Origin of the sequence: Pseudobacteroides cellulosolvens ATCC 35603 = DSM 2933 (assembly GCF_001262605.1) — a bacterium.
Lineage (GTDB): Bacteria > Bacillota > Clostridia > Acetivibrionales > DSM-2933 > Pseudobacteroides > Pseudobacteroides cellulosolvens.
The window spans coordinates 613,724-635,512 of sequence record NZ_LGTC01000001.1 but is presented as its reverse complement, the minus strand read 5'-3'; the positions used below and the strand labels follow the sequence as shown (position 1 = coordinate 635,512).

The 21,789-nt window shown below is 34.0% G+C and carries 14 protein-coding genes; 4 read left to right on the top strand and 10 right to left on the bottom strand.

Translation table 11 applies throughout. The features are described from left to right. Positions 1-14: 14 nt before the first annotated feature. Both Bccel_RS02705 and Bccel_RS02700 read right to left on the bottom strand, forming a co-directional pair. Complete coding sequence (locus tag Bccel_RS02705) at positions 15-1,328, bottom strand: ABC transporter substrate-binding protein (RefSeq protein WP_036943949.1); 1,314 nt, start codon at positions 1,326-1,328, stop codon at positions 15-17. Between the two features lie 427 nt (positions 1,329-1,755). Continuing rightward, positions 1,756-2,226, bottom strand: coding sequence for a pyridoxamine 5'-phosphate oxidase family protein (locus Bccel_RS02700; RefSeq protein ID WP_036943951.1), 471 nt, complete (start codon positions 2,224-2,226; stop codon positions 1,756-1,758). A gap of 512 nt (positions 2,227-2,738) precedes the next feature. Here Bccel_RS02700 and Bccel_RS02695 point away from each other — a divergent pair. Beyond that, positions 2,739-10,451 carry a hypothetical protein gene (locus Bccel_RS02695; RefSeq protein ID WP_050753025.1) on the top strand — a complete coding sequence of 2,571 codons (7,713 nt, stop codon included), beginning with the start codon at positions 2,739-2,741 and terminating at the stop codon, positions 10,449-10,451. 197 nt (positions 10,452-10,648) lie between these two features. Here Bccel_RS02695 and Bccel_RS02690 read toward each other — a convergent pair whose 3' ends face one another. The 6 genes from Bccel_RS02690 to Bccel_RS02665 form a co-directional block, all read right to left on the bottom strand. Further along, a complete protein-coding gene (locus Bccel_RS02690; protein ID WP_036943955.1) occupies positions 10,649-11,323 on the bottom strand; it encodes an extracellular solute-binding protein in 675 nt (224 codons plus the stop codon). A gap of 7 nt (positions 11,324-11,330) precedes the next feature. Further along, positions 11,331-11,567, bottom strand: coding sequence for a hypothetical protein (locus Bccel_RS02685; RefSeq protein WP_036943956.1), 237 nt, complete (start codon positions 11,565-11,567; stop codon positions 11,331-11,333). Further along, positions 11,557-11,742, bottom strand: a complete 186-nt coding sequence (locus Bccel_RS02680; RefSeq protein WP_036943959.1) for a hypothetical protein — start codon at positions 11,740-11,742, stop codon at positions 11,557-11,559. The genes Bccel_RS02685 and Bccel_RS02680 overlap by 11 nt, the downstream gene beginning before the upstream one ends. Positions 11,743-11,765: 23 nt before the next feature. Further along, complete coding sequence (locus Bccel_RS02675; protein WP_036943961.1) at positions 11,766-13,172, bottom strand: FtsW/RodA/SpoVE family cell cycle protein; 1,407 nt, start codon at positions 13,170-13,172, stop codon at positions 11,766-11,768. Further along, complete coding sequence (locus Bccel_RS02670; protein ID WP_036943963.1) at positions 13,165-13,503, bottom strand: PadR family transcriptional regulator; 339 nt, start codon at positions 13,501-13,503, stop codon at positions 13,165-13,167. Before Bccel_RS02670 ends, Bccel_RS02675 begins: the two co-directional genes overlap by 8 nt. A gap of 144 nt (positions 13,504-13,647) precedes the next feature. Further along, entirely contained in the window at positions 13,648-14,202 is a 555-nt protein-coding gene (locus Bccel_RS02665; protein WP_036943964.1) for a nitroreductase family protein, read from the bottom strand. A gap of 206 nt (positions 14,203-14,408) precedes the next feature. On the opposite strand from Bccel_RS02665, the gene Bccel_RS02660 reads away from it, so the two are divergent. The 3 genes from Bccel_RS02660 (at position 14,409) to Bccel_RS02650 (ending at position 17,414) form a co-directional block, all read left to right on the top strand. Next, positions 14,409-15,530 carry a DUF362 domain-containing protein gene (locus Bccel_RS02660; protein WP_036943966.1) on the top strand — a complete coding sequence of 374 codons (1,122 nt, stop codon included), beginning with the start codon at positions 14,409-14,411 and terminating at the stop codon, positions 15,528-15,530. 262 nt (positions 15,531-15,792) lie between these two features. Then, entirely contained in the window at positions 15,793-16,593 is an 801-nt protein-coding gene (gene motA / locus Bccel_RS02655) for a flagellar motor stator protein MotA (RefSeq protein WP_036943969.1), read from the top strand. A 2-nt stretch (positions 16,594-16,595) separates the two neighbouring features. After that, entirely contained in the window at positions 16,596-17,414 is an 819-nt protein-coding gene (locus Bccel_RS02650; RefSeq protein ID WP_036943971.1) for a flagellar motor protein MotB, read from the top strand. A gap of 41 nt (positions 17,415-17,455) precedes the next feature. On the opposite strand, the gene Bccel_RS02645 is transcribed toward Bccel_RS02650, so the two are convergent. Then, positions 17,456-18,736, bottom strand: a complete 1,281-nt coding sequence (locus Bccel_RS02645) for an ammonium transporter (protein WP_201781993.1) — start codon at positions 18,734-18,736, stop codon at positions 17,456-17,458. A 306-nt stretch (positions 18,737-19,042) separates the two neighbouring features. Then, positions 19,043-21,421 (bottom strand): endonuclease MutS2, encoded by a 2,379-nt coding sequence (locus Bccel_RS02640; RefSeq protein ID WP_036943975.1) that lies wholly within the window; start codon positions 21,419-21,421, stop codon positions 19,043-19,045. Positions 21,422-21,789: the final 368 nt, after the last annotated feature.

The following is a 21,789-nucleotide window of genomic DNA, read 5'->3' as shown; positions in this document are numbered from 1 at the left end:
TTTATATTGATTACTTATTCAACTGTAACATCTTTTAACAAAGTCTTAACCTTATCCTTGAATGACTTGAGCATTTCATCCTTTGATTTTGTCTTACCTGCAAGGTATGACCTCATACAATCTTGATATGCATTATTGATTGTATCGTCATACTGGGTAATTAACTTACCATTGATATCCTTTATTAATGGCTCATAAAATTTAAATATATTTGTACCCATGATCTTACTGTCTTCAACCGAACCTTGGGATATTACCTCTAAATTGTTGGGTAAACCTTCACTATAATCTGACCATTCTTTCATAGCATTCTTATCAGTTGTAAAGTACTTAATGAATTCCCAGGCTAAATCTTGATTTTCTGACTTTGCATAAATACCAAACCAGTTTCCCCACCAGAAGAAAGGGTATGGTGGTTTAGCCAAACCCCATCTGCCGCCATTAGCTGCCTTCTTATCGTTTGAACACACTATCCATGGAATTCCCCATATTGGGCAAGCCCAAACAAGAGCTTTTTCATCATCAGCCAAAGCAGCAGACCAACCTGGTGACCACTGGTTGAGACGTGCTTCGTACTTGTTATCTCTTAAAGTTTTAGCAAAATCTATGAAGTCTATCATCTTCTTGTCTATATTAAGTTTGTTATCAACAATCCATCCTGCACTTCGTCCACCAAGGTATAAAATCTGCGGCTCTTCATAAGTCGGAAACAAAGCAACTTTCCCACCACTCTTTTTCTTTATAATTCTAGCAGTTTCCAGCATCTTTTCCGGTGTTGACATCATTTCCGATATTTTATCCGGATCATCAGTGCCTAAATATTTTCGAGCAATCGGCTTTTTATAAGTCAAAGCACCTGCACAAGCCTGGTGAGCTAAAGCTCTAAGTACACCACTTTCATCGGTTCCAACATCAATGGTATATGGAACCATGTTTCCAACATAATCTCTTGCTCTTTCAGTTAGATCAGCACATACATTCGGCGTTTCTACAAGTCTCTTAACAAAATCAAATTCACAATAGAATACATCTGGAACATCAATGCCTGATCTAATTAATGATGTAAGTTGGTTACGGTTATTGGGATCTTTAACACGCGGATGGAATAATTTAACTTTTGCATTTGGATAAACTGCATTGAATGCCTTAATTATTTTTATGCCTTCCTCTTCATCATAATGCCATAACGTAATTTCACTTTTTATATCTTCTCTTTTCAGTGTATGGGTAGCTGGTACCTTCGCACTGGGTGTAGCAGTGTTTTGTACAACTGGAGAATTTATTCTTTTTTTAGTGCTGTTACATGCTGTAAATAAGGTGGGCATCATCAAATACATGCTGCTAATGCTATAAGCTTTTTAGACAGTTTCATTATATTTTCCTCCATATATTAAACCTGACATTAATAAACACACAATAATATATATATCTAAATTTTACCATGCTATTATATTTATATAAATTATATTTTTATAATAGATTTTAAGGAACTAATATCATATATATGAGAAATGAATCTGGAGGTCATATTTTCTACATTACCAATTTACAGAACTTTAGAGCTATAAAAATTATATCACTCATATTTATATCACCATCACTGTTTAAATCATATATTTGTGTAACCATATATCAAAATGCAGGTCTAAACAGTCTATATTTCCGAATCTTGGTTTTATAAACACAATTAAGTTTAAGATTAATGAACTGAGCAATACAATTCAAAAGTTTAATATTTAGTGTGAACTTTACTTTTCAATCAATAGTAAAAACGTCAAACTCAAACGGAAATTCTTCCGCAGTTTTTGCATGAAAATCCACCTTATACCCTATTCCATCTTTATAAAAAAATCCGGAATCAAGTTGGATTTTTATATAGCACATATTTTCATCATTCTCATTATTGTGCTTAAAATACCAAGATGAAAATACCTCTATCAATTTACTCCTTATATTTTTATTTTCATCTTTCAAAGGATGTCCCAAAATATATGCTGTTCCACTAAATCGGTATAATTTATTGCACAATGCCACTTTTTTATTACCATGCATTTCAATAACCTTTTGCGACTTTTCATAAGTGACTATGTAAAATGCACAATCTTCATAATATGTATCAATAAATCTGACGGACGGTACATTTTCATTTGAAGTTGCTAACGCAAATTGATAGTCTTTGCTAAACAGTTCAGATAAAATTTCAAGGCTTTTCTCATATGTTGACATTAATCATTCCCCCGTTCAAACCATAAATAATCTTCATAATCTATTAGAGCATAATACACTCATCATCTTACCTATTCTCAAAGAATAACACGTCTCCTAGTGTACCATCTGGATATTGCGAATTTGGATAAGAATATATAAGTATAAAATCACCATTTGTATATTCATTAATTACATCGTCCCAAAGATAACTTACAACTACAATTTTACCACAATTTAACTAAAATAAAACAATAAAGATTATGATGCAACCTTTTAAATATTTTGTCAAACATATTAAAGCTGTCTTCTTTTTCCATATTCTTTAATGAAGCCGTAATAAGAACAATTTTATCCTCTTACTAAAACTAACAAACAATTGAATTAATCGTATATAAATGATAGAATTCTAACATAAACATTCTTTACATAAAGTAAATCAAGTTTGACTAACTATATTAAAAGGAGAGAGATATGATAACCGGGGAATAAAAAAAAGAATAGCGTATATCTTATTATTTTGTGTCGTTCTTATGAACTTTAGCTTTGGGTACGGAGGATCTACAGAAGATTCCCACAGGTTTGAACAACCTGATATTAGCCTGTTTGGAAGCAATTCATCAGTAACAGCATTAACTTATGCCACTCACACTAATCAAAATGTTACTTCTTCTACTTATTTTTTAACACCACCATCTACTGTCACTTATTTACCAACCCATACACCAACTGCATTTAATATTACTTCAGCTAATACCTCAACTAGTACTTCAACTTTACCTAATTCTTTAAAATCAACTAATTCTACAACATCAACTATTACTCCAACTTCAACTAATGCTCCAACCTCGACTCCAACTACAACTTTGACTAAAATTATAACATCAACGCCATCTCCAACTCAGGCACCATCATCAACCAATGACGATTATGGCAACAACATGCTAAGTGTGCACCCTGCAGCAGAAAAAACTAATATCGAAGGAGTAATGGAAACATCTTACGATGTTGATGTGTTTTCGATATCATCAAAATTAGACTGTGATATAGTCATCAGCTTGAGCAACACAGAAAACATAAGTAAAGCCATAATGGACTATAGGGGATATATAATAGAACCCCAATCTACCTTTAATACTTATGAAGGTGACGGTATCAAAACCTTTATTAAGTTTCATACTCTAAAGGATATGAAGTATTATTTGAAGCTTACCAATTGTTCTGATGATGTTAAGAACTATTCCTTTAATTATGAATATTTGATTGACGATTACAGCGATGCTTTTGCTGATGCCAACGCCATTTCTTTAGGAGAAACAATAACCGGAAATATTATAAATGACGATGATGTGGACACTTTTAGGTTTAAAGCAGCAAATGACGGTGTTTACAGCCTTAACTATACAAAAACCGAGTGCTCTTTAAGCATTTTTGATGAAAACAATAACATTCAAAATATCAGCAATGACTGCGTACAATTAAAAAATAACCAGGTTTATTATATAAAAGTAGGAAAAAGCAGTATTTATCAAAATTGTTATTACTATAATTTCAAAATATCAGGCACTATATCTGATGATTATTCAAATACAATGGACAATGCTGCAGAAATAACATTGGAAAACACAATAAGTGGTAGTATTGATTACGGCACTGACAATGATTATTTCAGCTTTACTCCCTCCGAAAATGGACTATATTTTGTTAACGGAGTTATTAAAAATTCCTATATCAACGATATCATAGATAGATTTGATCATTACGGCATAAAAATCTTTGATACAGACGGCAATAAGATTGAAACTACCTATTATAACCAATGTTTAGCTTACACATTAAATAAAGGTGTGAAGTACTATATTTTATTTTCTACTGATGAGTCCAGAAACATATACAAATATTCATTTAAAATAATGCATAAATTACCGGATGATAATGATAATACAATAAATACAGCAAATGGTATATTTTTAAATAAGCCAATTAATGGTGTGATAAATCCATCTTCCGATATTGACTATTATATTTTTAGAGTTACGAAAGATGGTACCTACTCAATTAGCTTTAATAGCAAATATGATCTTGAAAGTGAAATAAATGGTTTTCCAAATCCACGTTTTATAGACGCAGTGAGGGTTTATGATGAAAATGGCGGGGTTTTAGGAAATGGCAACTATTATGATGAATGGAAGGCATATTTTTATTTTGAAAAGGATAAAAATTATTATATTTCTATTTCAAATATTCGTTACTATCCTATTTTCAATTACTCACTTAATATAGAAGGTTCTATTACCGATGACTTTGGAAACACAAAAGAATCCTCCTCTGAAATACAAGCAGGAAATAATGTTAACGGTAAGTGCGATTATTACAACGATGTAGATTACTTCTATTTCAAACCTACAATAACCGGTACATACTGTTTAGAAGATTACTCCCAAATTGATGAAAACAATCGACAGAATAATACATGGCAGCTCTATGATGCTTACGGCAATCCTGTTAGCACTTTGTTAAACAACGGTATATTAACATTTAGCATTACAAAAGATAATATATATTACATCTCCTTAAACAGAAATTCATATAATTCCACACCTGAATATTCTTTCACACTAAAAGGACCTGTGGAGGATGATATTGGAAATACTATTAATTATGCTAAAGAATTGCATATTAACGATTCTGTTACCGTTGTTTCAAATTATTATGGAGATAAAGACTATCTATCCTTAAGCCCTCTTGAAGACGGTTTGTATTATTTAGATATGACCTCTTCAAAGAACATTGAAGATTACAAGAATTATATCTATATAGCTGATTCCAATAACAACCTTATCAACCCCTCATTTATTGACTCAAAAATGTATTTCAGCTTAAGTAAAAATAATAAATACTATATTTGCATTGATGGCAGTATATATGCAAAATCTTATCCTGACAGCTTATCATTCGTGTATAGAGGTCCTTTACCCGATGATTTCGGTAATTCCAAAGATTCTTCCTATTCTGTCCAATTAAATAAAATAGTTGAAGGCTTCTCTGATTCCCAAGATGATAAGGATTATTTCAGCTTCAGTCCTACAAAAGATGGAGTTTACAGGATTGATTACACTTTCCTCAGTGAATACTCGTCAGACCTGCAATATTCAAACTTATTTACTACAATTAGCACAAACGGCAAGTCAATACAGGCATCTTACAATAATAAATCAGCTTATATAGATTTAAAAAAGGATACTACTTACTATTTAGTCACCAATTTTTACAACAATCCTTACTTATTTAAATATTCTTTTACTATAAATCTATGTACAGATGATTACGGCAACCTTTCTCAATCCGCTTCTGATATCAAATTGGATTTGGATATAAAGGGTAAACTGGATCACTATTTTGATTGTGATTATTTTAAATTCACCCCATCAGTTTCAGGTGCTTATCGGTTGTCTGATATAAGGGCAACCTATACTGATGACGGATCATATTATCCTGCATTTGACTCACTGGTAGGTATTACAGGAACAGAAAGTCATTTGGTTGAAGCGAAAAACCCCATTGAATCTGAAATATGGTTTTATCTATATAAGGGGAATACATATTATATTTATTTAAAAGGACCCGGGTGCTTATTAGACTATTCCTTCAAGTTAAAAGGTCCTACACCCGATGATTTTGGTAATACTATAAGCTATTCAAAAACTATTGTACCAGGCGAAAAGGTTGAAGGAAAAATTGAATTTAACTCCGACATAGACTTTTTTACATTTACAACTCCAACAAAAGGTTTATATTGCATATCAATATCCAATTATGTCAACTTTAATATTAGTAATAGTAATAATGAATTTATAAGACCATGTCCGATAAATCTTGACAGCAATGATCATTATTATTACCTGCCTGCAAATGAGACCTTCTACTTTTATGTTGGATCCGATACTAATTGGTTTACTGATTATACATTAATTGTGAAAGAACCAGTATATGATGATTATGATAATACTTCAAGTGAAGGTACCGTTATAAAAACCAATACCCCAACTAAAGGAAAAATCAATTATCCCGGAGATATTGACATGCTTCAGGTGATTCCACAATTTACAGGAAATATATACCTTAAATTTGATGCACCTTCAAATCTTGCTATGAAAATATTGGATTACAGCGATCGTACTATGGAATACGAAACTATCGGCAATAATACTTATAGAGTGGATCTTAAAGATTTAAACAATATAAATATAAAGGTCGAAAGCTATGATGTATTGTTAAAGGGTAATTATACCATAACTGCCAGTGAAAATCTTGAAAGTCTCCTAACTTCTGTAACTTCAGCAGTTTATTCAGGATCGCCTGTAATTGTTACATCTCCTGCTGAATGGCCAAAAGGTGAAGTCCCAACAAAGGATGACTTTGGAAATAACGTACTTGATGCATGTCCAATATTTGAAAAATCATCTATTTCAGGCAATCTGGATCATTATAACGATATTGATATATTTTCTTTCATACCAGCAGTTGAAACATATACAGTTGTTGAAATAAGTACCGATACTTATGAAATGGCTCCATCAGTTTTGGATTACAGGGGTAAACCAATCTCTTTTGAGGAAACTAAAGACTCTTTTGCTTCTAATGAATTTAAAATATATCTAAAGTTCTACACTTCAAAGAATATGAAGTATTTTATCAAATTAAACTACTACCTTAACAATGCAGCATCTTATACCATTAAATACGCTCAACTAATTGATGATTACGCCGATACTTACGATTCTCCCTCTGTCATAACTTGCGGCCAAAAAATCAATGGAAACTTTATTGATGATAATGATATTGATGTTTTTAAGTTTACTCCAAAAGTGGATGGTATATATAAAATTGATTATCCACAATATAAATGTGCGATTAATGTTGTTGATGAAAATTTAAATTATCAATACCATACAAATAACTATGTATCCCTTAAGAGCGGCAAGCCTTGCTACATAGCAGTACAAAAACATGTAGATAATAAAGCATCTTTCTTCTATAATTTTGAAGTATCAGTACCTATAAAGGATGATTTTGGTGATTCATCAGAAACTGCAAAACGTATTGATCTTGACACTGCTGTAAATGGCAGCATTGATCATAGTACCGATTACGATTATTTCAGTTTTACTGCTCCTTTAAGCGGCATATATCAAATATATAATTATACCACCAGCTATAATCCTTCACCATTCTTTGATTATAATCTTGAAAAATGTATAAAGGTTTATGATTCCAACAAGAATCCAATTGAATTTACTTTTAAATATGCAAGGGAAGCCTGCCTAAACCTTGAAAAAGGTAAGACATACTTCATAGTTCTTTCAACTGTCACAAGCACGGATTTGATATATAAATATTCATTCACAATAAAATCTCCTGTTGTTGATGATATTGGTAATTCTTCTGAGTATTCAAAAGAAATTCAATTAAACACTTTAAATACAGGAAAAATAGGCAATCGCTTTGATGTTGATTATTTTAAGTTCACACCTGTTTCAGATGGCATATACTGTGTTGAAATAGCCCCGACCTTTGATAGCAATATGTACAACAAGCCCAAAATAAGCGATATAATTGACATTCATGATAACGGTTATTATATCTGTGACAATGACAATTCAAAGGCTTATATATATTTTAAAAAAGGAACAGCAAATTTTATTTCTGTTTCCGGCGGTACTGGATGCTCTAATTATGATTACTCCCTTATAGTTAAAGGCCCTGTAGCAGACGATTATGGAAACACAATAGATACTTCAGCACAAATTCAAGTAGGAAAAGAGATTGAAGGAAAAGCTAACTATTACCATGACAGCGATTATTTTTCCTTTACACCGGATAAAGATGGAGTTTATAATTTTAAACCGAATCTTTTGAATGGCTTTACAAATATTTGGTCTATCTCTAACAGTAATGGCAACATAATATCTTCAAATACCTTTTATCCAAATAGCTTTTCTCTTAAAAAAGGCGAATTATACTATATAGAAATCATTAAAGACATATATGACTCTTCTTTAAATTACTCATTCTTTATAGAAGGACCTTTTGAAGATGATTTCGGTGATTCAATAGAATCCAGTAAGGAATGTCAATTAAATACACCTATCACAATTGTTCCTAACTATCTTGGTGATAATGACTACATAAGTTTTACTGCTTCAGAAGACGGTTTATACCAAATATCTATATCTTCCGACAAAAATGCAAATAATTTATGTAACTTATTATCTTTATATGATTCCAATGGTATTGAAATCTACCCATCCCGTCTGGATTCCAAATTGTATATAACCTTAAAGGAAAGTACATACTTTATAAGAATTTTAGGCAATAATTACTTTGATAAATATTCATTAATTATATCATGTCCGGTAAATGACAATTGTGGGAACACGAAGGAATCCGCACAACAAGTACAATTATCCGCTGATGTTGAAGAACTCTCAAACTCTAGAGATGATATTGACTTCTTCTCATTTATATGCCCAAATACAGGAATGTATAAATTGGATTTTAAAACATCAGGTATTTTTAACCAAAGTATCAGGTTACCTTTAGTTTTCGGCATTTTTGATGCTTTAGGAAATAAAGTAGCTGTTAGCTTTTTAGAGTCAAGTGCATTCTTCCAATTGGACAAAGATAAAGCTTATTATTTATCTATATCAAATAATAATACCACCAATTTTTATGCATTTGACTATTCATTTGTTATCACTGGACCTATTTATGATGACCATGGAAACACCAAGGAATTATCAAGTGAAATGCTACTAAATAATAAAGTATCAGCTGAAATCAATTATCCTACTGACCTGGATTATTTTAAGTTCACACCTTCAATATCAGGAACCTATTATTTGGATTATCTGCCAATAGATAAGCTCTATACAGCTAGCAATCTTGGTATTACTGATTCAATTGGAAATAGTATATATCCTCAAGTAGAATACTCAAATGGATCAAAAGTAAGTTTTACACTTTCAAAAGACAATACTTATTATATTTATTTATCAAGCGGCTCTTCATCAGATCTTGCCAGCTACTCCTTTATTTTAAAAGGACCTATTGCAGATGACTTTGGTAATACTCCAAGCTACTCAGGCTCTATGGGTTCCAAAAATAACATTTCAGGTAAATTCGATTATATAAGAGATACGGATTATTTCAGTTTTGCAGTTAGTTGTAACGGTTTGTACCATGTATCAAAATCTGAAAATGTGGTAATAAGTGTTTTCGACAGTACCAATAAAAAGATTAATGAACATCCGGATTTTATCAGCAATTTTGAAAACTGTTATTATCTAAAGTCTTATGAAACATATTATATCTGTACAAGTAATTCATATACTTCTTTGGGTACTTATAATATCAAAATTGATGGTCCTCTTCCTGAAGACTATGCGAATACAACTTTAGGTACTCCACCCCTTAAAGTAAATACTCCGTTAAACAGTTCTTTAAACTTTCCTGGAGATATCGACAGGTTCAAATTCTTTTCTAAAGCCACAGATACTATTTATATAAAGTTTGATGCTCCTACTTACTTTTATTTTCAAATATATAACAATAATAGCTTGCTGGAATATACATATATAAAGGATAATGTCTATAGTGTTAATCTTAATGAAAGCTTTTTTACTATCGATGTTTCAAGTTATGATAGTGCACTTACAGGTGATTATACAATTAGCGTTAGTGATAAGCTGGAAAACTTGATAAATGCAACCTGCAAAGTCAGCGGCTACATAAGTCCTGAGTATATTACCAGCCCTGAGAGCCCATCCAGGGCCGGGTTTACCGTATCTTTAACCGGTACCTCCCTATCTGCTGTTACTGATGAAAATGGATATTTTGATATTAAAGATGTACCTATGAATTCAACTAGTGAATGTGAAATGTCTATATCCAAAGCAGGGTATCTTAAAAGAGATATTAAAGGGGTTATTGTTGATAAAGATATTGCAATATCCCAAATCAAATCCCCTATTTTGATGTGGTCAGGAGACATTAGTAGTCCTAATGATGATAAAATTAATATGTCTGATGTTATATCGCTTTCAAAAGTATTCAATTCTGTAAAAGGGGATGGTGTCTACTACGAAAGTGCCGATTTAAACGGAGATTCTGTTATAAATATCATGGATGTGGTAATTATGGCAAAGCACTTTAATCAGACTAGTAGCGATTATCCGAAGAATTAAATCTTTAAACTATTTATAATTATTTTCACAAAGTTGGTTTTAATAAGATTATGGAAGAGTTACACCTTGAAAATCTGACGCATTTGAGCAAAACCTTGATCCATGGTAGAATTCAAATTATTAATATATCTCTAAATTAATAAATAAGGCCTTTGTAGCAAGCCAAATACGGCATATACAAAGGCCTTTACTAATATTTAATCAACAGAAATATCTTTCACACTATTCTTAACTTCATCTTTAAATTTCCTAAGCATTTCTTCTTCGGTTTTTATCTCACCATCAAGATACGATCTCAAACACCTATTATAATACAATTCTATTGTGTAGTCTTTACTGGTTCTTAACTTGCCGTTTATATCCTTTACAAAGGGTTCATAAAACTTAAATATATCTGTTCCAATAATCTTATTATTCTGTTGTGTTCCTTCTGATAATAACTGCAAGTTGTTGGGTAAGTCACGGTTTTGAGAAGCCCATTTCCTCATAACATCCTTATCGGTAGTAATGAACTTAATAAATTCCCAGGCTAAATCTTGATTCTTTGACTTGCTATAAATACTAAGCCAACTGCCACCCCAAAAGAATGGAAATGGAGGTTTGGCCAATCCCCATTCTCCGCCATCTACTGCTCTCTTATCATAAGAGCCTATTATCCAAGGAATCCCCCAAGTGGGACATAGCCAGATAAAAGCTTTTTCATCTTCAGCAATTGCATCGGACCATCCAGGTGACCATTGATCGAGAGAAGCCTCATATTTGTTATTTCTTAAAGTCTTTGCAAAATCAATAAAGTCTAACACTTTTTGATCTATTTTAAATTTGTTACCCACGACCCATCCTTCGCTGCGTCCTCCAAGATACAGTTTCATTGGTTCTTCAAAAGTAGGAAATAAAGCAACCTTGCCGCATTTCTGCTATCTTTTCCGAGTCATCTGTACTAAGATATTTTTGTGCTACCAGCTTTTTGTAAGCCAATGCCCCTACAGTAGCCTGATGAGCTAAAGCTCTAACTTTACCGTTTTTATCAGTTGCTATATCAACAGTGTAAGGAACCATATTTTCTATGTAGTCTTTTGCTCTTTCAGTCAAATCAGAAAATGAATCAAAATTCACCTTTTATATCTGCTCTATTCTGTGTAGGTGTAGCTTTAACCTCAATTTTGGGTGTAACAGTAGTTTGTGTGGTTGGAGAATTTATTTCTTTTTTAGATCCATCACATGCTGTAAATAAGCTCGCTGTCATCAATGTACATGCTATTACTGCCAAAAGCTTTTTGAACACTTTCATAAAAATTCCCTATCTAAATTAAACTACTTGTGAGTTCTCTTTAATTTTCTTATCCCAAAATCAATTATAATCCTGCCATCTTCAATAGTTACCAGCTTATAGTTATTCACACTGCCCTTTTGAAGCTTATCATCTACAATATGCGACCTTCTATATACCGACATGACCAAGCCTAAAAGCATCATATTTAATACAAATGTCGATCCGCCATATGAGATAAATGGCAGTGTTACCGAAGTCATAACCACCCCAAAATTAGATAAAATATATAACATAAACTGTCCTGATATAGCTATAAATGCACTAAAAGAAAGCAAAAATCCCAATGCATTTTTTTGTTTTAGTATTGTTATAAACATTCGTATTATTAGGATTGATAATACTGAAATTATAACCAACCCGGCTATATAACCCAAACGTGCTATTATATACGTAAGAGCAAAATTGCTATCCCAACTTGGTAGGACCTGATTTATTTGAGTATTTGATAAGTTTCCGTAAAGCACAGCTTCTCCTATAGACTTTGAGCCTTTAATGAGGCTTCTTACCATCATGTGCTGCCATCCTCCTCCATTTGGATCAATTTCCGGCACAAATATTGTTAATATTCTTATTAATCTCCTGGGGGATGACATTATCAGATAATACGTTAATAAACTGACAAATAGTATCGTAGGTATATATACAATTGCAATTCCAACCCGTTTGTTGCAGTTAAAATATCCTTTCAATATAGCAACAGTAATTATTACAATACAAGCTAAAGAAAATAGTCCTAATGCATAAATCCTTGGCCCTATTATACATAAAAAAGCTATAGCAGCATAAAAAGCACCTGATGCAACAATACCTAAATATCCTTTACCCCTCAAGCTATAAACTACAATCCCAAATACAGGAATAGCCAATAGGGATATATAATACACATGATAAAATGTACCATTAATTCTTTCTAGAACATTAAACCCAACTAATGCTGCTCCGAGTAAAATACAGACAACTAATTTAGGATGCCTGCCCAATAAGGTATAATCAAAGAAGTATACACATGAAAAAACCAATATCCCAATTGGAGCATAAAATAAATACTTAAAAAACAGGTTCTCATTCCTGATGCCTTCTCCCGAAAGAAAAAACTGCACTGCACCACCCAATATAACAATAACAAATGTAATTATTAGAATAGACCATTCTGTCCTAGGGCTATGTGCCTTATTGAGCTGCTTACCTACCACATCGGGATCACCCATTTGCTCTATAGCCTTTACTGCAGCGTTTTTTTCATCTATTCCCCTTTTAATATATTCAGCCTTCTGTTCTTCAATATGTACCAAAAGCTCATCTTCTATAGTTTTATGAATACTCCGGTACTTTATATGACTCATTACCTTCTCTAAAAATTCCCCGACATGACCATTGTACTCAGACACCTTTAAGCCCTCCCAAAATATTATTTACTGTAGACGAATAGACCTCCCATTCAACTCTCTTTTCATCAAGAAGTTTCCTCCCGCCTTTATTAAGGCTGTAATACTTTCTTGGTCTAGTGCTGTCCTCCTCTTTTTCATAGGAATTTATCATTCCCTGCTGCTCTAATGAATGAAGTATGGGATAGAGTGTCCCTGCCTTAAGCGTAAAAATGTTTTGAGATCGTTTCTCAAGCTCTTCAATCATCTGGTATCCATACATATCACAGTTTTCCAGAAGCTTAAGAATCAGCATTGTAGTACTGCCAGTCATGAGGCTTTTGTCAATTTTCATTTTCTCACATCCCATATAATAATATATCGATCATCTATATAATCACATTCATAATTATATATAGATGACCGATATATTGTCAATGGCTTTTTTGGTAATATATTCAACTTTTTTTACTACCCATATCACCCATGAACCATAAAGTTATCTTATATAATTCACCACATTATAGTTTCTTTTAGGTATAGCTACTTCCAAATCCGACTTTTTGTATCCAAAAATAATTCCATGATATGGTTCATAGCCTTCAGGAATTCCTAGCTTTTGAGCCATACCTTCAATCATAAATGCAAAAGCAGCGAATCCTACCCATACTGAACCTATATTTAAGCTTTGAGCTGCAAGAAGCATGTTTTGAGTTGCAGCATCACAATCTGATTTTGAAGATACTGCATCTTTTCGCCCTGATACTATTATTATTGTAGGTGCCTTGTATGAAATATCAAACTCAGGATTTAAGCCTAATTCTCTTATGAAGTCAACTTCAAAAGTAGCCATAACCTGTTTTGCTGCTTTGTTTATTTCCTCAATCACTTCACGGTTTTGTATAACTGTAAAATGCCATGGCTGACTATTATGGCCTGTTGGTGCATATATTCCTGCTTCAATTATCATATCCAGTTCTTCCTTGGATATTTGTGTTGGTTCATATGCTCTTATACTTCTTCTTTCTTTTATGGCTTTTAAAACTTCATTCATAACTAAACCTCCTCATTTGCAATAATCCATATTTTATCATATTTATAAAATTATCGCCAACAGATTTTATCAATGGCAAAGGGAAAGCAATATTTTGGTCATTATATATATTTTTGTAACGTTACAAATTCATTTAAATATATAATTGTAAAGTTACTTTTTTATATGGTATTATAATAAAAGATCTATTTTGGGGAGGTACTAATATGAATAAGTCAAAAGTGTATTTTATAAACTTCAGAACAAGAACTGACATGAATATACTAGATAAGCTGGAAAAACTCATTAAAAAGGCAGGCATAGAAAACATTGATTTTAAAAACAAGTTTACAGCATTAAAAATTCATTTCGGTGAACCCGGCAATATGGCGTATATACGACCTAATTATGTTAAACGAATTGCAGATTTGGTTAAGAAGCAGGGAGGGTTGCCTTTCCTGACCGATACCAATACGTTATATGTAGGAAGGCGTGCTAACGCTGTTAGTCATTTGGAAGCAGCTGCAGAAAATGGCTTTAATCAGATTACAACTGGTGTTAATGTAATAATTGCAGATGGTCTTAAAGGAAGTGATTATACAGAGATACCCATAAACGCAAAGCACGTGAAGTCAGCAAAAATCGGTACTGTTATAGCCGATGCAGATATTTTGATATCCATAAACCACTTTAAAGGTCATGAACTGGCAGGCTTCGGAGGTGCACTTAAAAACCTAGCAATGGGATGTGGGTCAAGAGGCGGCAAACTTGAAATGCATTCAGCCTCAAAGCCTGAAATATCTGAAGCTGCATGTATTAGCTGCGGCATATGCAAAAAGAATTGCTCCCAAGATGCAATTTCATTTAATATTAATAAAAAAGCACAAATTGATCATGCAAAGTGTACCGGATGCGGCCAGTGTATAGCCATGTGCATGTATGGTGCTGCCAACCTGGAATGGAATGAAGCCTTTGAAACAGCAAGTGAAAAAATCGCAGAATATGCGTGGGCAGCAGTAAAAGACAAACCTTGTTTCCACATCAATTTCTTGATGGACATATCGCCAAACTGTGACTGTTGGAGCAATAATGACGTTCCGGTTGTTCCAAACTTGGGGATTGCTGCATCATTTGATGCGGTAGCCTTGGACAGGGCATGCATAGACATGGTTAATGCCGCACCTGTTATGAAAGGCAGCGTATTGGATGACAAGGGAGATTGCCACAACCATGAACCTTTTAACAAGTTTGAAAAGATTTATCCGGGTGTTAAGTGGGAATCCTGCCTTAAACATGGAGAAGAACTGGGAATGGGAACTCAGAATTATGAACTTGTAAACATTGATTAAAGTACATTCACTTATAAATTATCTTCACCTATAAAGGATATAAAACACTTTAGGACAAATGAAATACTAAAGTGTTTTTGTTTTGTCTGTAAAACAATTCTAAATAAATTATATTTCATAAATTTTCTTAAAATGCCGATATAGTAATAAGTAATAACATGTAAATGCACATTTTATTTTATATAGTACATCAGAAAACGATACAATAGATATCGAACTGTAAAGTTATATAGTTCGGTGTCTATAACTCTAGGAGGATAACATGGATATATTTCTGATAATCGGCGTTATAACTGGTGCTTTGGCTGTTGTTGTAGGTATGTACGTTAAGGGTGCAAATGTAAGTGTTCTTTTAAATCCAGCAGCTGCAATTATAATTATCATCGGTACCATAGCTGCTGTTATGAACTCCTTCCCTAAAAAGGAATTCTTAAAAATCCCAAAGGTATTTGGTGTTCTTTTCCGGGAAAAGAAAGGCTTGGATCCCTGTGAAGTCATTAAGCAAATACAAGATTTGGCTCAAACGGCCCGTAAGGAAGGATTGTTATCACTTGAACAGGTGATAGAAAAAATAGATAACGATTTTATGAAAAGAAGTTTAAACATGGTTGTTGATGGTATTGAACAAGACTATATAAGAGAAGTTCTTAATATTGAAATCGAAACTATGGAAGAAAGACACCGTTTAGGAGCTTCTATCTTTACAGCAGCTGGTGGTGCAGCTCCCACACTGGGAGTTTTAGGTGCGGTTATCGGACTTATCGGAGCACTTGGAAACCTGGAAGATACAGAAAAACTTGGTCATATGATAGCTGCTGCCTTTGTTGCAACACTTTATGGAATATTCCTTGGCTATGTTATAAGCCATCCTTTTGCCTCCAGATTAAAGAGAAAATCCCATGAAGAAATAAGTGTAATGAGAATTATATTAGAAGGCGTATTATCTATCCAGGCCGGTGAAAATCCTAAAAGTATTGAAATAAAACTTGTTGGAATGTTAGATCCTAAAGAAAGGTTGAAAATTACACAAGCAAGCGGTGAAAAATCAGGTAAAGGAGAATAGTTATGCATAAGAAGAAGCAACATCATGAAGAACATCCTGATGAAACATGGCTAATTCCATATGCTGATATGCTTACACTATTACTTGCACTTTTTATTGTTATGTTTGCAATGAGTAAGGTGGATCAAGAAAAACTGGAAAAAATGGCAGAAGAGTTTAGTGTAATATTCACCGGCGGCAGCGGGTTTATGGAAAAAGACGGCAACTCATTTATTCCTATGGATAAAAAAGGTGTTTCCAACAACCCTAAACCAACCACTACATCCATACCTACAGACCCCAAAAAATCCAAAGCTTCCATAGAAGATGACCAGATGAATGAAATAAAACAAAGCATTGAAAAAGAAATTGAAAAAAAAGGATATTCCGACAAGGTAAAACTTGTGCTTGATAATGAAGGCTTGGAAGTGTCAATACAGGATGTTGTTTTGTTCAACTCAGGAGATGCAGAAATCAAAAATGAAATCTATCCCATGCTTCTGCAAATCTCAAACATAATTAAGAGTCTAGATAATAACATTAGAATTGTAGGTCATACTGACAATGTTCCTATAAGTACTTCCAAATTTCGTTCGAATTGGGATTTAAGTGCTTACCGTGCAATTAACGTAATGAATTTTATGATGGACAAAGGTAAATTGAGCTCTAAAAGACTCTCCATTCAAGCCTTTGGAGAGTACAAGCCCAAGTTTGACAATTCCACCGTGGAAGGAAGATCAAAAAACAGGAGAGTGGAAATATTTATTGTCCGAAATTATCCATTAGATGATGAAGAAATTTCATTAAGTGAAGATCAACTCAAGAATAAACAAAAGGGTTAAGTCTTAATACTTTAGGACCTAACCCTTTTGTTAATACTCTATCATGTAAGCAGTGTGTCTGTTGATTTAACCATAAAATCTCCATAAGCCTCAGAACCGTGTTCACTAATATCAAGGCCTGTATCCTCATGTTCCTTATCTACCCTAAGTCCAATTGTTGCTTTGATAGTTTTAAAGAGAATAAACGTTGTCGCAATAACCCATATAGCTACAGAACCTACCCCAATAGCCTGAACTCCAAGCTGATGAAATCCTCCTCCATAGAAAAGTCCTCCTTCTGTAGCAAACAAACCTACGCACAGTGTACCAACAGAGCCACATAACCCATGAACACCGACTGCACCTACCGGATCATCTACTTTCAATATTTTTTCCACAAACTCAATTCCAAATACTACTACAAACCCAGATATAATTCCAATAAATATGGACCCTACCATGCTTACTGCAGCACAACCTGCAGTTATACCAACAAGCCCTGCCAAAGCACCATTTAATGTCATACTTACATCGGGTTTACCATATCTGATCCAGGTTATAATCATAACGACACATGCCCCTGCAGCTGCAGAAAGATTTGTTGTCATCGCAATCTTTGCAATATTCATGTCAGTTCCTGCCAATGTGCTGCCAGGATTAAATCCGAACCATCCAAACCATAGAATAAATACTCCCAAAGCAGCTAATGTTATACTATGTCCAGGTATGGCATTCGGTTTTCCTTCCTTATTGTATTTACCTATTCTAGGACCAATTATTGAGGCTCCAACCAATGCTGCCCAACCACCAACCGAATGAACAACCGTAGATCCGGCAAAGTCTATAAATCCTTTTTGTGAAAGCCATCCTCCTCCCCATATCCAATGACCTACTACAGGATATATAACAAGAGTAATCACAGCACTATATATTACATATGATACAAACTTTGTTCTTTCAGCCATTGCCCCGGACACTATTGTTGCTGCTGTAGCTGCAAATACAGTCTGGAATATTATAAATGCCTCCAGTGGTATACCAAGCCCAAGGTGCTCCATAGAGCTCATTCCAAAAAATCCCGACGTACCAACAATCCCCATCTTATCAACACCAAACATAATTCCGAACCCTACCGTGAAAAATGCAAGTGACCCAATTGCAAAATCCATTAGGTTTTTCATAATTATATTGCCTGCATTTTTTGACCTTGTCAAACCGGTTTCTACCATCGCGAATCCTGCTTGCATAAAAAACACCAAAAACGCGGCTATAAGCGTCCAAACAGTATTTATAGCCATTTTTGTTGCCCCGTTTATTTCTTCATCCGCCCCAAATACTGTCATTGGTATCATAATAAGAATAATCAAAACAATTGAAGATATAATTCTCTTATTCATAACAACATCCCCTCTACAAGTTTCTTAAAACTAAAAAAGCCAAAACCATAAGCTAACACAGCTATGATTTTGGCATCCTGGCCATTTGAAAGAAAAAACTTACCTAGGAATAATCCTTCCTTTCAAATATTTAATTCATGAAATTATTATAGCACCTTCCCTGCATTTTTGCAATATTTTTTTCGAATATCAACTATAATTATTATCATTTTGCAATTATCGTTTTAAATTATTGCATTTCCAAGTGATATCCTATATTACTTCAACCACAGTAACTCCCGCTTCACCCTCGCCGTACTTGCCGAGCCTGTATGAAGCGACATGTGAGTTGACCTTCAAATACTGCTGAATTCCGCTTCTTAAAACGCCTGTTCCTTTACCGTGAATCAACGTGACCTCTTTAAGACCTGCTATACTTGCATCATCCAAGTATTTATCTACAGCCTCCAAAGCTTCTTCCAGATTCATTCCCCTTAAATCAATCTCTGTTGATATTGTTTTTGTCTTTGACACCCCGATCCTTCCTGAACCGGTTTTCTTTATTTCAGCCTTTTGTTCATCAACCAGCCTTAGATTGGTTACATGAACGTTTATTTTCATAACACCTGCCTGCACCACTGCCTGGCCGTCTTTATCGGGCGGAGTTATAATTGTTCCCTTTTGATTTAAATTGACAATAACAACACTATCGCCAGGTTTTAGATTCTGGGGAGGCTTAACGTATCCATGCTTTGGAAGAATGGATTCCGTAAGTGCTTCATCCAAATTATCAACGTTCTTCTTAAGCTTAAGCCTCATTTCTTCAACGGCTTTATTCCTTTGCACCGTATCCCTTTCCCTTTCAAGCTTCCTCATTTCGCTCAATATATCCTCCGCATCTCTCTTTGCTTGCAGATATATTTTTCTGGCCTCTTCTCTGGCCTCTCTCATAACCTTTTCCTTCTGGTCATTTGTCTTTTTTATCTGATTTGCCAGATCATTACGGAGCTTTTCAATCTCAAGCTTTAAGGCTTCAGTCTGCATTTTATCCTTCTCCGCCTGGCTTCTGTTTTTCTCAATGCTTATGAGCATATCTTCGAACTTGACTTCCTCTGTGGTTAACCTTTCTTTTGCCATATCAATAATTTCATCACTAAGTCCAAGCCTTTTGGAAATAGCAAAAGCATTACTTTTTCCAGGGACTCCAATGAGCAAATTGTATGTGGGCCTTAATGTTTCAACATTAAACTCACAGCAAGCGTTTTCCACATCTTCTGTAGTTATTGCGTAGACCTTAAGCTCGCTATAATGGGTAGTTGATACCGTCACAGTACCAATACTCCTCAAATGATCAAGTATTGATATCGCAAGGGCTGCTCCCTCTGTTGGATCTGTTCCCGCACCAAGCTCGTCAAAAAGTGCAAGAGATTTATCATCAGCTTCCTTAAGGATACCTACTATATTCTTCATATGTGACGAAAATGTGCTTAAGCTTTGTTCGATGCTCTGCTCATCACCAATGTCTGCAAAAACCTTTTTAAATACGCTTATTTCACTGCCTTCATTTGCCGGAATATGCAAACCAGCCTGAGCCATCAGAGTAAAAAGGCCTACAGTTTTAAGCGTAACAGTCTTTCCTCCCGTATTTGGACCAGTCACTACCAATGTCTTAAATTCCTTTCCAATCCAAAAATCAATTGGCACAACAGCCTTCTGGTCTATAAGAGGATGCCTTCCCTTTTTTATAATAATATTACCTTCGCAATTAATCTTTGGGCTTACACACCTATAATCTGCACTTAGCTTGGCTTTAGCAAAAATAAAATCCAGCGTTGCAAGCATGGATATGTTTGCCTTTAGAGGCTCAATTATAACAGCCACTTCTCCCGTCAGTTCCTGCAATATCCTCTCAATCTCAACCTGCTCTTTTATCATGAGCTGCTTAATACCGTTATTTGCTTCAACAACTGACAGAGGTTCAATAAATATAGTCGCACCGCTTCCTGATGAATCATGTACCAATCCCTGAATCTCGTTCCTGTATTCCTGTTTTACAGGTATAACATACCTGTCTCCTCTCATGGTTACAATGGATTCCTGCATGAATTTCTGGTACCTGGAGTTTTTAACTATATCATTTAATTTATCTCTTATTGAGTTTTGCTTTTCCCTTATCTGCCTTCTGATAGTTGCAAGAGCAGTACTTGCTGCATCAGAAATCTCCTCTTCACTAATAATGGCAATACTTATTTTATCCTCTATTCTCTTATTGACTTCAAGGGCACTTATAAGTGATGAAACACAATTGCCATCATCTTTAACAATATTGTCTCCTGCATAACCCTTAAGGTTTCTGCACGCCCTTAGCAAATCAGCCACTTTTAAGAGTTCACCGGGTCCTAGTGTAGCCCCAAGTTCAGCTCTCTTTAGTGATGCTCTTATATCATGTATGGCACCTAATGGAGGACTTCCTTTTCTTAATATATAGGTAACACCATCATCAGTTTCCTTAAGCATATCCCTTATTTTCATATTGTCAGCTTCAGGCTTAAGCTCTCTTACCATGTCCTTACCTAAAGATGTTGCTGCTCTAGATAGAAGCTTATCTATGATCTTATCAAATTCCAATACTCTTAATGTTTTTTCGTTCATACTAAATACCTCGTACATAACTAATATATTACAAAACAGTTTGTTTACACTATATCTTGATTAATATCAATCCGTTTACATCAGTGGTTAAATTTGTCGAATTTTATCGACATTCATTATTCTATTTACATCCATTATATTTAATTATATTATAATATTGTTAATAAGACTACAATTTAGTTTTACTAGCTTAGCAATATTTTAGGCATTGCTTATAAGAGGGTGACACTGTGCTACTTTTTAATGAAAAATCATCGTACAAGCATGAAGATATTTTAATAAAAAATCCCATGGATATGGTAGCTCAATCCGCTAAAAATAATATAAATACCAAAAACAAACTCATGGTAAAATCCATTAAAAGGCAT

Coding starts and splice junctions, on each gene's coding strand:
- Bccel_RS02705 (WP_036943949.1), bottom strand. CDS start 1,328: ATGATGCCCACCTTATTTACAGCATGTAACAGCACTAAAAAAAGAATA.
- Bccel_RS02700 (WP_036943951.1), bottom strand. CDS start 2,226: ATGTCAACATATGAGAAAAGCCTTGAAATTTTATCTGAACTGTTTAGC.
- Bccel_RS02695 (WP_050753025.1), top strand. CDS start 2,739: ATGAACTTTAGCTTTGGGTACGGAGGATCTACAGAAGATTCCCACAGG.
- Bccel_RS02690 (WP_036943955.1), bottom strand. CDS start 11,323: ATGAAACTGTATCTTGGAGGACGCAGCGAAGGATGGGTCGTGGGTAAC.
- Bccel_RS02680 (WP_036943959.1), bottom strand. CDS start 11,742: ATGAAAGTGTTCAAAAAGCTTTTGGCAGTAATAGCATGTACATTGATG.
- Bccel_RS02670 (WP_036943963.1), bottom strand. CDS start 13,503: ATGAAAATTGACAAAAGCCTCATGACTGGCAGTACTACAATGCTGATT.
- Bccel_RS02665 (WP_036943964.1), bottom strand. CDS start 14,202: ATGAATGAAGTTTTAAAAGCCATAAAAGAAAGAAGAAGTATAAGAGCA.
- Bccel_RS02660 (WP_036943966.1), top strand. CDS start 14,409: ATGAATAAGTCAAAAGTGTATTTTATAAACTTCAGAACAAGAACTGAC.
- motA (WP_036943969.1), top strand. CDS start 15,793: ATGGATATATTTCTGATAATCGGCGTTATAACTGGTGCTTTGGCTGTT.
- Bccel_RS02650 (WP_036943971.1), top strand. CDS start 16,596: ATGCATAAGAAGAAGCAACATCATGAAGAACATCCTGATGAAACATGG.
- Bccel_RS02645 (WP_201781993.1), bottom strand. CDS start 18,736: ATGACAGTATTTGGGGCGGATGAAGAAATAAACGGGGCAACAAAAATG.
- Bccel_RS02640 (WP_036943975.1), bottom strand. CDS start 21,421: ATGAACGAAAAAACATTAAGAGTATTGGAATTTGATAAGATCATAGAT.